At 39.0% G+C, this 14,727-nt stretch carries 12 protein-coding genes, 2 tRNA genes and 2 rRNA genes; 11 read left to right on the forward strand and 5 right to left on the reverse strand.

The genetic code is table 11. From position 1 onward, the window contains the following. Positions 1-26 precede the first annotated feature (26 nt). The 7 genes from CQZ96_RS00990 (at position 27) to CQZ96_RS01020 (ending at position 6,251) form a co-directional block, all read left to right on the forward strand. Positions 27-103, forward strand: a tRNA-Ile gene (locus tag CQZ96_RS00990). A 44-nt stretch (positions 104-147) separates the two neighbouring features. Then, positions 148-223, forward strand: a tRNA-Ala gene (locus CQZ96_RS00995). Positions 224-560: 337 nt separating this feature from the next. Then, a 23S ribosomal RNA gene (locus CQZ96_RS01000) occupies positions 561-3,451 on the forward strand. Positions 3,452-3,618: 167 nt separating this feature from the next. Further along, positions 3,619-3,733: ribosomal RNA gene (gene rrf / locus CQZ96_RS01005) — 5S ribosomal RNA — on the forward strand. A 235-nt stretch (positions 3,734-3,968) separates the two neighbouring features. Then, positions 3,969-4,721: a hypothetical protein gene (locus tag CQZ96_RS01010; RefSeq protein WP_105712431.1), complete on the forward strand. Its 753-nt coding sequence runs from the start codon at positions 3,969-3,971 to the stop codon at positions 4,719-4,721. A 147-nt stretch (positions 4,722-4,868) separates the two neighbouring features. Continuing rightward, positions 4,869-5,594, forward strand: coding sequence for a hypothetical protein (locus tag CQZ96_RS01015; protein ID WP_105712432.1), 726 nt, complete (start codon positions 4,869-4,871; stop codon positions 5,592-5,594). 96 nt (positions 5,595-5,690) lie between these two features. After that, positions 5,691-6,251: a DUF4256 domain-containing protein gene (locus tag CQZ96_RS01020; RefSeq protein WP_228722801.1), complete on the forward strand. Its 561-nt coding sequence runs from the start codon at positions 5,691-5,693 to the stop codon at positions 6,249-6,251. A gap of 340 nt (positions 6,252-6,591) precedes the next feature. Here CQZ96_RS01020 and CQZ96_RS01025 read toward each other — a convergent pair whose 3' ends face one another. The 5 genes from CQZ96_RS01025 to CQZ96_RS01045 all read right to left on the reverse strand — a co-directional run bounded on the left by CQZ96_RS01025 (position 6,592) and on the right by CQZ96_RS01045 (position 10,686). Next, positions 6,592-7,698 carry a porin gene (locus CQZ96_RS01025; RefSeq protein WP_004822251.1) on the reverse strand — a complete coding sequence of 369 codons (1,107 nt, stop codon included), beginning with the start codon at positions 7,696-7,698 and terminating at the stop codon, positions 6,592-6,594. A 221-nt stretch (positions 7,699-7,919) separates the two neighbouring features. After that, positions 7,920-8,336, reverse strand: coding sequence for an HIT family protein (locus CQZ96_RS01030; RefSeq protein ID WP_105712434.1), 417 nt, complete (start codon positions 8,334-8,336; stop codon positions 7,920-7,922). Positions 8,337-8,364: 28 nt separating this feature from the next. Beyond that, a complete protein-coding gene (locus CQZ96_RS01035; RefSeq protein WP_004719576.1) occupies positions 8,365-8,631 on the reverse strand; it encodes a YARHG domain-containing protein in 267 nt (88 codons plus the stop codon). A gap of 81 nt (positions 8,632-8,712) precedes the next feature. Then, positions 8,713-9,585: an NAD(P)-dependent oxidoreductase gene (locus CQZ96_RS01040; RefSeq protein ID WP_105712435.1), complete on the reverse strand. Its 873-nt coding sequence runs from the start codon at positions 9,583-9,585 to the stop codon at positions 8,713-8,715. Between the two features lie 9 nt (positions 9,586-9,594). After that, positions 9,595-10,686, reverse strand: a complete 1,092-nt coding sequence (locus CQZ96_RS01045; protein WP_056511927.1) for an alpha/beta fold hydrolase — start codon at positions 10,684-10,686, stop codon at positions 9,595-9,597. A 141-nt stretch (positions 10,687-10,827) separates the two neighbouring features. On the opposite strand from CQZ96_RS01045, the gene CQZ96_RS01050 reads away from it, so the two are divergent. The 4 genes from CQZ96_RS01050 (at position 10,828) to CQZ96_RS01065 (ending at position 14,554) form a co-directional block, all read left to right on the forward strand. Continuing rightward, positions 10,828-12,015, forward strand: coding sequence for an O-succinylhomoserine sulfhydrylase (locus tag CQZ96_RS01050; protein ID WP_105712436.1), 1,188 nt, complete (start codon positions 10,828-10,830; stop codon positions 12,013-12,015). Between the two features lie 112 nt (positions 12,016-12,127). Continuing rightward, on the forward strand, positions 12,128-12,457 hold the full coding sequence (locus CQZ96_RS01055; RefSeq protein ID WP_004719585.1) for a YbaB/EbfC family nucleoid-associated protein: 330 nt from the start codon (positions 12,128-12,130) through the stop codon (positions 12,455-12,457). Between the two features lie 10 nt (positions 12,458-12,467). Then, a complete protein-coding gene (gene recR, locus CQZ96_RS01060) occupies positions 12,468-13,064 on the forward strand; it encodes a recombination mediator RecR (protein ID WP_004719588.1) in 597 nt (198 codons plus the stop codon). A 347-nt stretch (positions 13,065-13,411) separates the two neighbouring features. Next, a complete protein-coding gene (locus CQZ96_RS01065; RefSeq protein ID WP_016539239.1) occupies positions 13,412-14,554 on the forward strand; it encodes a ribonuclease D in 1,143 nt (380 codons plus the stop codon). Positions 14,555-14,727: the final 173 nt, after the last annotated feature.

Consider the following 14,727-nt stretch of genomic DNA (forward strand, 5'->3'; position numbering starts at 1 on the left):
AAGTTGTTCTTCATTGATGTATCTGAGGGTCTGTAGCTCAGTTGGTTAGAGCACACGCTTGATAAGCGTGGGGTCACAAGTTCAAGTCTTGTCAGACCCACCAAGTCTACTGAACACAGAAGAGCAGATATATTAAGATCTTAAGCTGGGGACTTAGCTTAGTTGGTAGAGCGCCTGCTTTGCACGCAGGAGGTCAACGGTTCGACTCCGTTAGTCTCCACCACTAATTAAAGACTAAGTGATTACAGAACTTAGTAAGCTGATAGCTTATTAAGTTCTGTGATTTATCACAGTTAACTACTCGCTGACGAGGCGGTAGTGAATCATTAACAGAATATATTTGAGTTGAAATAATTGTTTAAACTCGTTTTAGTTGATGTTAGCAAGCAATTGTTAATGTTGAGTGAAATGAGCACTAGCGATAAAACTGAATCAAGCGTTTTGGTATATGAATTAAATTGAAGCTGTATAGTGATTAAATTCACAGGCAACAAATAGAAGTGATTAAGTTCACATTGTTGATCCTCCTTGTAGGGATTAACGACTGTTTGGGGTTGTATAGTCAAGTAATTAAGTGCATGTGGTGGATGCCTTGGCAGTCAGAGGCGATGAAAGACGTAATAGCCTGCGATAAGCTTCGGGGAGGCGGCAAATATCCTGTGATCCGGAGATTTCTGAATGGGGAAACCCACTTACCATAAGGTAGGTATCGCATGATGAATACATAGTCATGCGAGGCGAACGAGGGGAAGTGAAACATCTCAGTACCCTTAGGAAAAGAAATCAATTGAGATTCCCTCAGTAGCGGCGAGCGAACGGGGATCAGCCCATTAAGTTATATGTGTTTTAGCGGAAAGCTCTGGGAAGTGCTACCGTAGAGGGTGATAGTCCCGTACACGAAAGGGCACATATAATGATGACGAGTAGGGCGAGGCACGTGAAACCTTGTCTGAATATGGGGGGACCATCCTCCAAGGCTAAATACTCCTGACTGACCGATAGTGAACCAGTACCGTGAGGGAAAGGCGAAAAGAACCCCTGTGAGGGGAGTGAAATAGATCCTGAAACCGCATGCATACAAGCAGTGGGAGCCGACTTGTTCGGTGACTGCGTACCTTTTGTATAATGGGTCAGCGACTTATATTCAGTAGCAAGGTTAACCGCATAGGGGAGCCGTAGAGAAATCGAGTCTTAATAGGGCGTTTAGTTGCTGGGTATAGACCCGAAACCGGGTGATCTATCCATGAGCAGGTTGAAGGTTGGGTAACACTAACTGGAGGACCGAACCCACTGTCGTTGAAAAGCCAGGGGATGACTTGTGGATAGGGGTGAAAGGCTAATCAAACTCGGTGATAGCTGGTTCTCCCCGAAAGCTATTTAGGTAGCGCCTCGGACGAATACCATAGGGGGTAGAGCACTGTTTCGGCTAGGGGGTCATCCCGACTTACCAAACCGATGCAAACTCCGAATACCTATGAGTACTATCCGGGAGACAGACTGCGGGTGCTAACGTCCGTAGTCAAGAGGAAAACAATCCAGACCGCCAGCTAAGGCCCCCAAATTATAGTTAAGTGGGAAACGATGTGGGAAGGCATAGACAGCTAGGAGGTTGGCTTAGAAGCAGCCACCCTTTAAAGAAAGCGTAATAGCTCACTAGTCGAGTCGGCCTGCGCGGAAGATGTAACGGGGCTAAAACTATATGCCGAAGCTGCGGATGTATACTATGTATACGTGGTAGGGGAGCGTTCTGTAAGCCGATGAAGGTGTATTGAGAAGTATGCTGGAGGTATCAGAAGTGCGAATGCTGACGTGAGTAACGACAAAACGGGTGAAAAACCCGTTCGCTGAAAGACCAAGGGTTCCAGTCCAACGTTAATCGGGGCTGGGTGAGTCGACCCCTAAGGCGAGGCCGAGAGGCGTAGTCGATGGGAAATTGGTTAATATTCCAATACTTCTGTGTAATGCGATGAGAGGACGGAGAAAGTTAAGTCAGCCTGGCGTTGGTTGTCCAGGTGAAAGGCAGTAGGCATGCATCTTAGGCAAATCCGGGGTGCTCTATGCTGAGAGCTGATAGCAAGCTAGTTTACTAGCGAAGTGGCTGATACTATGCTTCCAGGAAAAGTCTCTAAGCTTCAGTTACACAGGAATCGTACCCTAAACCGACACAGGTGGTCAGGTCGAGTAGACCAAAGCGCTTGAGAGAACTCTGCTGAAGGAACTAGGCAAAATGGTACCGTAACTTCGGGAGAAGGTACGCTGCTGACGGTGATAGGACTTGCTCCTTGAGCTATTGGCAGCCACAGAAACCAGGCCCCTGCAACTGTTTATTAAAAACATAGCACTCTGCAAACACGAAAGTGGACGTATAGGGTGTGATGCCTGCCCGGTGCTGGAAGGTTAATTGATGGGGTTAGCGTAAGCGAAGCTCTTGATCGAAGCCCCAGTAAACGGCGGCCGTAACTATAACGGTCCTAAGGTAGCGAAATTCCTTGTCGGGTAAGTTCCGACCTGCACGAATGGCATAATGATGGGGGCGCTGTCTCCAGCAGAGGCTCAGTGAAATCGAAATCGCCGTGAAGATGCGGTGTACCCGCGGCTAGACGGAAAGACCCCGTGAACCTTTACTGCAGCTTGACATTGAACTTTGATCTTACTTGTGTAGGATAGGTGGGAGGCTTTGAAGTAGTGACGCCAGTTGCTATGGAGCCATCCTTGAAATACCACCCTGGTAATATTGAGGTTCTAACTCTGTCCCGTTATCCGGGACGAGGACCATGTCTGGTGGGTAGTTTGACTGGGGCGGTCTCCTCCTAAAGAGTAACGGAGGAGTACGAAGGTGCGCTCAGCGTGGTCGGAAATCACGCGTAGAGTATAAAGGCAAAAGCGCGCTTAACTGCGAGACCCACAAGTCGAGCAGGTACGAAAGTAGGTCTTAGTGATCCGGTGGTTCTGTATGGAAGGGCCATCGCTCAACGGATAAAAGGTACTCTGGGGATAACAGGCTGGTACGGCCCAAGAGTTCATATTTACGGCGGTGTTTGGCACCTCGATGTCGGCTCATCTCATGCTGGGGCCGAAGCAGGTCCCAAGGGTATGGCTGTTCGCCATTTAAAGAGGTACGCGAGCTGGGTTTAGAACGTCGTGAGACAGTTCGGTCCCTATCTACCGTGGGCGTTGGAAATTTGAGAGGATCTGCTCCTAGTACGAGAGGACCAGAGTGGACGAACCTCTGGTGTACCGGTTGTGACGCCAGTCGCATCGCCGGGTAGCTATGTTCGGAAGGGATAACCGCTGAAAGCATCTAAGCGGGAAGCCTACCTCAAGATAAGATTTCCCTAGGACTTTATGTCCTCTAAAGAGCCGTTGAAGACTACGACGTTGATAGGTTGGATGTGGAAGTGCGGTGACGCATGAAGCTGACCAATACTAATTGCTCGTGAGGCTTGACTATACAACACCCAAGCAGTTGTATATGAAGCATCATTTGATTCATAAAAGATCAAACATACTTGATTTAGTTGAAAAGCTAGTTACAATACCCAACTCAAATGTTCTGTTAAACTCATTTGGTACGAAGTAAGGCATTTAAATAAGACCCGAACAAGTCCATAACAGTTTGCTGGCGACAATAGCAAGAGTGAACCACCTGATCCCTTCCCGAACTCAGAAGTGAAACCTCTTAGCGCTGATGGTAGTGTGGGGTTACCCATGTGAGAGTAAGTCATCGCCAGCTTTTAAATCTAAAACACCCCGATCTCTAGAGAGCGGGGTGTTTTTTTATTGTAGGTTTGAAGATGTATGAGAGAGTTGTTAGATAAAATAATAAAGTGGGATGATAGACACACATTTTTAAAAATAGTATAAATATTAAAAAGTATGTGTTAGTAATCAAATTAATTAAAATCAGTTATTTATAAGTCAGTGAATAATCTATAATTTTTAGCAAGCATAATTAGGTTAAATAAATAATGGAATCAGTAAAAGCAATTATAATACCAGTTATAGCAGACTCAGTTTTAAGTCCTGATATTTACTATGGTAATGATATAACAGGAATTTATTTTTCAACACATGACGATCAATTTGGAAGAATTACATTTGATAAGTTTGATGCGATAAAAATTTGTCGTGGTGAAATGATGCCCTACAAATATGAGTGGGGAACAGATGAAAGTGGAACTTGGGTTTTTAGAATAGAAAACTCAAAATGGTTGGACGAAAGATTCAATTATGAAAAGGAAAATTATGGACTGTCATATGGGTTTGGTGAAAATGTAAATGAAATGCTTATAGACTTTAAGCATTATCTCTTCTCATTTCATGATCAGTTTATAGAGGTGATTGCAAGAGGGTTCTGGTTTGAAAAATCTGAAGAAAGTTTATTTAAACAACCGCTTCAATCAGAACATCCATTTTCAAAGTTACCAGAAATAAACTCTACAATCTTTAAGAATGAGAAAATAAAATATAAGGTTATTTTCAATCCAATTCCTCTTGAGCAACTCATTAATAATAGTCAATTTTGCCAGCAAGTATTGCTTGAAATTTCAACTGAGTTTCGAGGGGAATATTCAATTGAGTATACTTTATTTCTCATGCAGCGACAGGGAAAATTAATCAGTGTATTGAGAAGCTTTTACGGAAAATCAATTTTTGAAAAAAATGGAATAGCATGTATAGATGATATAAAACTATTGATAGAAAAGGAAATATTTAAATAGTATTTATGTCAACTTTGTATGAGGTAGGTTGGTATGGAAAACTTAGTTATTTATTTTTTTGACTAACGTAAGAAGTCAAATGAGTACTTTGAAAGTCGTACAAATCCCAAAATATTGAGGAATAATTTTAAAGAGTAATGTAAGAAAATGAGAATTAAACTATATCCAAATTTTAACGAAGTTTTTATCGATGACACTCTTAAAGGGATATTTTATCCATTATGTAGCGTAGTATTGGATCAGTATCCCGAAAATGTATTCCATTTTGTTTCTTCAAACGGGCTCTGGATCAATGAAGGCTTTGAAACGGAATATAACACTTTTCATTACACTCAATTTAACCTTATAGAAAATAAATATAAATTTAAAGGCAGTAAAGAACTTTATAAAGGTGCAGAACAAGCTCAAAATATTTTTGATAGATTAGAAAAAGATTTCGAGCATAATGGAAGACATTATTTAAAGACAAAAACAAGCACGGATGATTACATTGAAAACCAAAAACGAAATCTGAACTTAAAAGCAGATGATGAGTTCGACGCAGATTATTATTTACAAACATTTTATGAGTTTTCAATTAACAAATTGAATTTTGAATTGACCAATGAATTTGGTGCGTTTAAAAATGTAATAGAGGGTTGGATTAAAAATGATCAACTTAGCTCAATTGTTTATGACATTTCTTCAAATAATTCAAGTTTTACAGACATCGAGATGAATGCTGTGTATTTATTTCCAGAAAGTATTAATATTTCTGACAATGAAAAAATAGGACAGGTTATAGGTTGTGAATTTTTTACTGATGGCAATGACAGTAATTTGCTTTACAATAAAAATGATGGAACAATCTTGAATATTAATAGTTACTCTTAGATTAAAAGCCGCTGTATGCCTAAAAAGCGGATTTGGTTGCACTTGGTGGATAATGTTATGCTAGTAAAGGCTTAAAGTCAGGCAGTAAAATAAATGATAAAACAGCAAGAAAAATTGAGTCCATTGCAAGTTGAAAAGCTATTAAAAACCTTAGCACAGCGTTTTCAGCAGCATACGGAACGACATGCACAAATGAGCTGGGATTTTGTTCAAAAACAACTTTTGCTTTGTCCTGAAAAGTTATGGGCTTTACAACAAATGGAAATGACTGGCGGTGAGCCTGATGTGGTTGTTTTACCGAACACAGGAGGTGTGTATTTTTTTGATTGTGCAATTGAGTCACCAAAAGGGCGGCGTAGTCTATGTTATGACCGAGAGGCATTACTCAGTCGCAAGGATCATCCTCCTGAAGATACGGTGATCGATTGGGTAAATAAGCATGCCTTAGCACTAATGACTGAACAACAGTATTATGCTCTACAGCAAATATTCAATTTTGACTTAAAAACATCTAGCTGGGTCGAAACTCCAACGATATTACGTCAGCAAGGTGGGGCGATCTTTTGTGACCAGCGTTATGGGCGTACATTTACCTATCATAATGGTGCTGGCTCATATTATGCGAGTCGTGGGTTTCGAACCTTTATCAAACTTTAATTGTTAAAAATTGACAGCGTGAAATCCTAAGATTCTGTCGAGTTTTTTTATATTTTGGTGTTTAGATATAACTGCTGTCATATCCTACACATTGATATTTAAGTTAATTATTTTTAGTTTTCGTTTAAGAAACTGTATGCCTATCCAACGATGAAATTCATGTTGCTAAACGAAAGATCTGTCATAGATGATGAAATGATATGTGCGCTATTTATAAGAGCGCTAAATTTATATGATGGTTACTCAGCTAATGAATATGTATTTTATAAAATGAGCTTTTGTTTTGTTGATTCGAAAAAAAACGGCAAGATCACTTGCCGTTTTTTATTAAAGGTTTGGATTAGAAGTTATATTCCATACCTAAGCCAATAACAGTTTTCTTTTTCTCTGGTGTAGATGTAGTTGACCAATCACGCTTTTGTTGACCAACAACACCGTAGAAGCGAGCTTGCTTATTGATGTTGTAATCAGCGCCAATTCCGTAAAGGTCTTGTTTACGATCATCACGGCCATCTAGTTCTGTTGTTGCAGAAATATATTCAGCTTTTAGCTTAATCGGTGTAGAAGGAATCGCATATGCAGCAGTGATGCCATAAGCATTTTCTTTCAAGCCTTTGAACGATGTTACTGTAGTACCAGAAGTGGTTGCAACAGTGTCATCAGACGGTTTAGCAGTTTGCCATAATGCACCAAATACTAAGCCATCAAGACCCGCAGGTTTCAAGTCTACAGAACCTGTAACACGGATTGCGTCAGAGTAGATTGTGTTGCTACCTAATTCAGAGTTATATGCATTATATTTAGATGCAACACCGAAGTTACCTGCAACAGCAGCAGCAAAACCGTAGTCTTTGTTGTCATAAGTAAGTGATGTAGAGATACCATCACCGAAACTATCACGGCTACCTTTTTGACCTTTAGCATCATTTTTTAAAGCAGATGATTCTTCACCTTGCTGGAACATGATGTTGAAAGCTAAACCAGCCAATAATTTTTTATCAGTTTCAAAACCGATCACGTTTTTTAAACGATCTTCACCAACTAAAATCGCAGTCATATCGAGTTCGTTGTGATCGTTGAAGATATCTTGGTTGTTACCAGCAGCATTTTTGAAATATGAATCAAACTGACCAACTTTTAAAGTTGCAATACCGTCTGATTTAATCCCCACGAAACGGTTACGGTTAGTGAAAGCATCGCCATCACCATCAGCACTGATTTGCCATTCTGCCAAGTAAACAGCAGACAATTTATCTGTTAATTTCTCTTCGCCTTTAACACCAATACGAGAAGCGTTAGAGTTTACTTTAGTTACGCTTTCGTCTTTAAAGCCATTCTTATCAATTTGATCTAAAGTTACGTTGAATTTACCATACAATGTTGGCGCTGCTTGAGCTGCGCTTATGCTAAGGGTGGCGATTGCTGCAGCGAGTAGCACTTTTTTCATTGAGATTTCTCCAAAACATGTTCAATGGGTTTGCAGTTACTTTTTTTATTCAGTAAGTGTGGGTTTGTGCACTACTTACTAACTTGCATGCAGTATCTGTAAACTTTGTTACATATCAGTGAAGAAAAAATGACAATTTAATGACGAAAATTTGACATTTGTGTAATTTAAATAAAAAAATGAGGCTTGATTAGCCCCATTGATTCTAAAAAGATTTTGAATTAAGCCAGTGCAGCCTTAATTTTTTCAGCAAACCCTTTAATTTTTTCCTGATCGCCCATTTGAATAGCATGACGACCTAATTCATGCACCGAGCTCGGAATCAGGTGAAAGTGTACATGAGGTACAGTTTGTCCAGCAGCAGCCCCAGAAAGTTGCATCAATACAATACCTTGAGCATCCAAAGCTGTTTCAATGGCTTGCGCTATTTTTTGCACAATCTTGATTGTATAAGCTGCACTTTCAGGATCTAAATCGAGCAATGTCAATGCTGGCGTCTTCGGAATAATCAGGGTATGCCCATCGGCTTGCGGCATGATATCCATAAATGCAAGCACATGATCATCTTCATAAACTTTAATTGCAGGAAGTTCACCACGTAAAATTCGTGCAAATATATTCTGATCATCATAAGCCATGTTTATTTCCTTGAAGGTGTGAATGTGATTATTTACAGTTCAATTCTTTCTGACGTTCCTTGATAGAGTCAAGTTTTTGCTGCTCTTTTTCAGAAAATTTAGGCTTACTTGTATAACAATTGTCATTATTATATTTTGCTTTTGCTTCAGGATCTTTAAAACAGAACCCTTTTGATGCATAAATGACATTGTAATCATCTTGCAATTTTTTACATTCTTGGGTGTTATCAGCAAAAGCGTGACTAGCGACTAAAATAGATAAACTAGAAAGTGTAGCAATTACATATTTATTCATGATACGACCTCGAAATTGACATATTTACATGTCACTTAATGTGATTATAAGGTTTAGTTGTGATTATTCAATGACGAAAAATTAATCTAATGTAATTTTGCTCCATGATTCATACATTTTTACCGCGGTAGAAAAATCGCTATCAGGCTCTGAAAGACTATTGGCTGCGGTAATTAAGCTTTGTGTTAAACCAAGAATAGGTGCTGATAATCTTGCATCACGAACTAAATCAATGGCAATACCTGTATCTTTTGCCAATAAGGGTAAAGCAAAGGTCAGTGGAAAGCTGCGATTGAGGATACGTTGTGGTAGTGCAGTTTCAGTCACACCACTTTTACCACTGGATGCATTGATACAATCAAGTGCTTCATTTAAATCTACCCCATGTGCTTTCAGCGTGGTAAATCCTTCAGCGGCAGCACATAAATGAACCGCCATCATCATATTATTTACAGCTTTTACTGCAAAGCCTGCACCTGAGTCACCAACACGTTTAATTAATTTACCCATCGCTTGCATTGCAGGTAGGGCAATTTGAAACGCTTCTGCTGAACCGCCGACCATAAAGGTCAGTGTTGCATTTTCAGCGCCAATGGTTTGACCACTTACAGGTGCATCTAAGAAGTGAATATTATTTTTGAGAAGATACTCAGACTGTTTACGCGCAGCATCAGGTACACCACTGGTACAATCGACCCAAATCGCGCCATTTTTGATCTTTAAATTTTGGATTAAATCATCAATATCTTGGCTGGTCGGTAAACATGAAAAAATAATATCAGCTTGCACTGCTTGATCGAGTTCGACAGCTTGAGTACCAAACTCAGTTGCATGTTGCTTAGCCTTTGCAAAATTTCGATTCCATACATATACGGTATCAAAATGTTTGGGTAAATGTGCTGCCATACGATAGCCCATTGCGCCTAAACCAATAAATGCAACTGTAGTATTCATATCTATCTCTTAAATTTTTGTCGATCTTTGTTCTAACCATCTGGACAGTGTAGGCCAAAATTCATCTGCACTTTTTTGACTAGACATTAGCCCTAAATGTCCCCCAGGAATAAGAGTAAACGTGACATCACTACTCTTTGTCAATTCGCTTAAAGGCTTAACTGCGTCTGCGGTGACCATTTGATCATTTTTTCCAGCCCCAATCATCAATGAACAGTCGATATTGCGAAGTTCAATTTTATGGTTACTGAGCTGAATTGCCCCATTTTTCAGTGGATTTTGTAGCCAAACATTAAATAACATGTCTTGATTGACACCACCGGGGTAATCCACCATGTGATTTAAAAAATTTCCAAGGGTGGCGTGTTCATGCAAGAGCTCTTTGTCGTCTAGATTTAACAACAATTGTTTATGACCCTCATACCAACCCTTTGGATCTAAAATCTTAAAACCAATGGCATTGAGTAAGCCCGGGGTATGTATCAGTTTTTTCGGTAAACCACCTTTATATAACGTATCTTTCAGTTTTTGATTCTTTATAATCAAATTATTTATTTTTTGATAAAGTTTACCGATGCCACCCGATGCATAACTGTCAATTGGGCTGGCCAGTATAATTAAGTTTTTAACATAATTGGGTTGACGTAATGCCGTGTAAAGTAATACAAAAATGCCGGCCATGCTCCAGCCATGCAATGAAATTTGCTCACTTTGAGCATGTTCTCGGATTTTATTAATGCATAGCGGCATAGCTTCATCAATAAAATATAAAAAGTTTAAATTGCGATCCTGATAACTGAGTTTTCCCCAGTCCAATAAATACACATCATAGCCTTGTTCGGTAAAATATTTAATAAGTGAACGATAAGGGTAGAGATCGTAAATTGCCATATTGATCGACAATGGCGCAGTAAAAACCAAAGGTTCCTTAAATTTTTTTTCAGCAGCTGCGTAGTAACGCACTTTGGTTTGATGATGCTCTGCAATAATTTCATAAGGGGTACTTTGAGATAAAACCAATGACTTACCATTGAAGATACGTGTGGTTAGATTCTTCAATTTGGATTTGCGCTGTTGGAACTTAGCTGATACTTGTGTCATAAGCGGTGTTTGTCTCATTTTTATGCAGATTTAAGCGAAGTGTATGTGATAATTTACGATTTTACCTTGACCTTAAATACATAGGGCGCTCAAAATGTTGGCAATATTTTACAAAGGCAGTTTTTGGACTGAGTAGTTGAAATGAGCCAGCACGACGACATTGAATACCAACTTGATACTTTAGCGATTCGTACAGGTCATACACGCAGTTTTGAAGGTGAACATAGTGAGCCAATTTTCCTCACTTCGTCATTTGTGTATGAAAACGCAGCGGAAGCAGCAGCAAAATTCTCTGGTGCTGAACCAGGTAATATTTATTCACGTTTTACCAATCCAACTGTAGCAATGTTTGAAACGCGTTTAGCTGCACTAGAAGGTGGTGAACGGGCTGTGGCAACAAGTTCAGGTATGGCTGCAATCATGGCCGTTGCAATGTCGTTCTTAAAAGCAGGCGATCATGTGATTTGTTCACGTGCTGTTTTTGGTTCTACAGTTTCATTATTTGAAAAATATGTTGCTAAATTTAATGTCGCAGTGACTTTTGTTGATTTAACTGATTTAACCGCTTGGCAAGACGCGGTACGTCCTGAAACTCGATTACTGTTTGTTGAGTCACCTTCAAATCCATTGGCTGAAGTCGCAGATATTCAAGCATTATCAGATTTAGCACATGCAAATGATGCTTTATTGGCGATTGATAACAGTTTTTGCACACCAATTTTGCAGCGTCCATTACAATTTGGTGCAGATTTAGTGATTTACTCTGCCACCAAATATCTAGATGGACAAGGTCGTGCACTGGGTGGTGCTGTGGTCGGTAATCACAAATTACTTGAAGAAGTATTTGGTTATGTTCGTACCACTGGCCCATCTATGAGTCCATTCAATGCATGGGTCTTTTTGAAAGGTTTAGAAACCTTAAGACTGCGTATGAAAGCGCATTCTGAAAGTGCACAAAAAATTGCCGAGTGGTTGGTTGCTCATCCAAAAGTGGAAAAGGTTTATTTTGCTGGCTTAACAGATCATGTTGGGCATGAGTTAGCAGCCAAACAACAAACTGGTTTTGGTGGAATCGTTTCTTTTGAAGTGAAAGGTGAACGAGAAGGTGCTTGGAAAGTTATTGACCATACACAATTTATCTCGATTACAGGTAATTTAGGTGATGCTAAGTCAACAATTACCCATCCAGCAACAACGACTCATGGTAAGCTTTCTCCTGAAGCAAAAGCAGCAGCGGGTATTCGTGAAGGTTTAATCCGTTTGTCTGTTGGCTTAGAAGATGTCGATGATATTATCCGTGACCTTTCTCATGGATTAGATTTAATTTAAGATAAGCAAAATTTGTAAAAGAGTTTCTTTCATTTTCTTCTAGGCTTTTAAAAAACTAGCCATGAAAGTGCAAGACAGAGATTTAATTTAGGACTTTTGTTCGGAGTATTTTATGAACATTAATATGCTTATGCAGCAAGCGCAACGTATGCAGAAAGATATGGAAAGCAACGTTAAAAAGGCAAAAGAACAACTTGCCCAGACTGAAGTGAATGCTGAAGCTGGTGGCGGTTTGGTAAAAGTAACAATGACTTGCCGTAATGTTGTTAAGCGTATCGAAATCAGTCCAGATTTGTTACAAGACGATCCAGATATGATTGAAGATTTGATTGCAGCAGCAATGAATGACGCGGCTCGCCAAGCTGAAGTCATTACAGAAGCGAAGATGAAAGAAGCCAATTCAGGTATGGGTTTACCACCAGGTCTTTCAGGTTTGTTCTAAGGAATCATAGGTGTTTAGCGACCGTTTTGATCAACTCGTACAAGCTTTACGAATCTTACCCAGTGTTGGGCCGAAATCGGCTCAACGTATGGCACTCCATCTGATCATGAAAAATAAAGAAGGTGCTATTGGTTTGGCGCATGCGCTAAACGAAGCAACTTCCTATATTCATGAGTGTAGTGTTTGTCATTCTTTAACTGAAAATGAAGTCTGTGATATTTGTTGCTCAAATGATCGGGATGATCAGCTGCTTTGTGTGGTTGAGTCTCCTGCAGATGTAATGGCAATAGAACAGTCTGGTAGCTTTAGAGGCAAATATCATGTATTGGGTGGACATTTGTCGCCTTTAGATGGTATTGGTCCTGAAGAAATAGGTATTCCATATCTAGTGCAGCGTTTAACCGATGGTAAAATTACGGAAGTAATTTTAGCCACCAATGCAACTGTAGAAGGGCAAGCGACTGCGCATTATCTTGTAGAAGCGACAAAACATTTGTCTTTGCAAATGACACGGATCGCACAAGGTGTGCCACAAGGTGGTGAATTGGAATATGTGGATAGTCATACGTTGAGTCAGGCTGTTCATAATCGCATGAGAATGAAATAGCGATCTTAGACTTGCTACCATTTAGAGTTTGTTGAGCTTGGATGTTTAGCGCAAATGCGATAACGATTAAAAGATCAACAAACTCTGTCTCATTTAAAAATTATTTACATTCAATCTAAATTTTTTAGGTAAACTCAAGCTAAAGCAATGATTAGCCATGTTATTTATTACTTTAAAATATACTTTTATTAAGTTGTAAAACCTATATATAAAATAAATATTCACAAGAAACTTTATTGAAAAATAAGGTGTTTACGGAGAATTAGTTTAAAAATATTATATTTAAATTTTATATATTAAGGTAAAATCATATTTCATTTGAATGTAACATTTTGACTTAAACTGACATGTTTCAATTTATTAATCAACAGACCGATCTCGAACATGTGTTGAATTTGATGCAACATACTTCGACTTATGGTCTAGACACTGAATTTATTAAAGTCGACACACTTTGGCCAAAACTCGGTGTATTCCAAATTAATGTCAATGGTCAAGTATTTTTGCTCGACGGCACAACCTTAAATTTAGATCGCTTTTGGTTTCAACTTTTTCAAGCACAGCAAAATATTTTTCATGCTTGTGGAGAAGATATTGATCTCATTTATCATTATGCAGATCAGAAAAATCTGAAGAATGTCTTCGATACCCAAGTGGGGTTGTCTTTTTTAGGACATGGTCTACAAGTCAGTTATCAAAATGCATTGAAATTGGTGTTAGAGATTGATATTGATAAAGATCAAACACGTTCAGATTGGCTGGCTCGGCCGTTAACAGATGAACAAATGAATTATGCAGCCAATGATGTTTTATACATTATGCGTTTGGCTGAAAAAGTAAAAGCTGAATTGGTCGAGAAAAGCTTATATTCACATGTGCTTGAAGATTGTCAAAATTTAACCTTTGAAATCGCTTCAGAAACACCAAAAGAAAAATTATATTGTGATATTGGTAATTATCGTCATTCCAGAAAACAATTGATGCAATTGCAACAATTAAGTGTTTGGCGTGAAGAAATGGTCAAAGCACTCAATCAACCACGTAGCTTTATTCTAAAAAATGCCACGATGATTGATTTGGTTGAAGTCAATCCTAAAAATAATTTTCAATTGTCCTCTGTGAAGGGAATACGTCCAAATATTGTGCGTGAACATGGAAAAACAATTTTAGATTTATTGAAGTTTCTGCCTGAAACCGATGAGTGGCCACTGCGTATTGCGCGCCCAATCAAGCATTCTTCTCAGGGAATCACCCTTGAAGTAGATGAGTTAATTTCTCAGGTTTCATTTGAAATGCAAGTACCTAAAGAAGTACTTATGCGTAAAAAATGGTTAAATGCCTTGTATCATCATGTGGTATTTCATGGCAATGAACAGGATTTACCTGGTTATTTGTTGGGGTGGCGCTATGAATTGCTTACCCAGCCACTTATCCATCTGTTACAAGAAGATATTAAGTTTTTAAGTATGCAGATGAAGGTCAATGAATAGCGGCTGTTGCTGCTGTTGTTTAGATGAATAATCACCAATAGCCAAGAAAGCTTACTGTGTTATTGTTGATCAAAGATTTAGCAATTGGACATAAATAACGACTGATGCGTTAACTTTCGATAATGTATCCGTCGTTTTTTTCATGTATGCTGTCAACTAAGTTTTACTGAAGC

Origin of the sequence: Acinetobacter sp. MYb10 (genome assembly GCF_002980175.2) — a bacterium.
Classification (GTDB): Bacteria; Pseudomonadota; Gammaproteobacteria; order Pseudomonadales; family Moraxellaceae; genus Acinetobacter; species Acinetobacter guillouiae.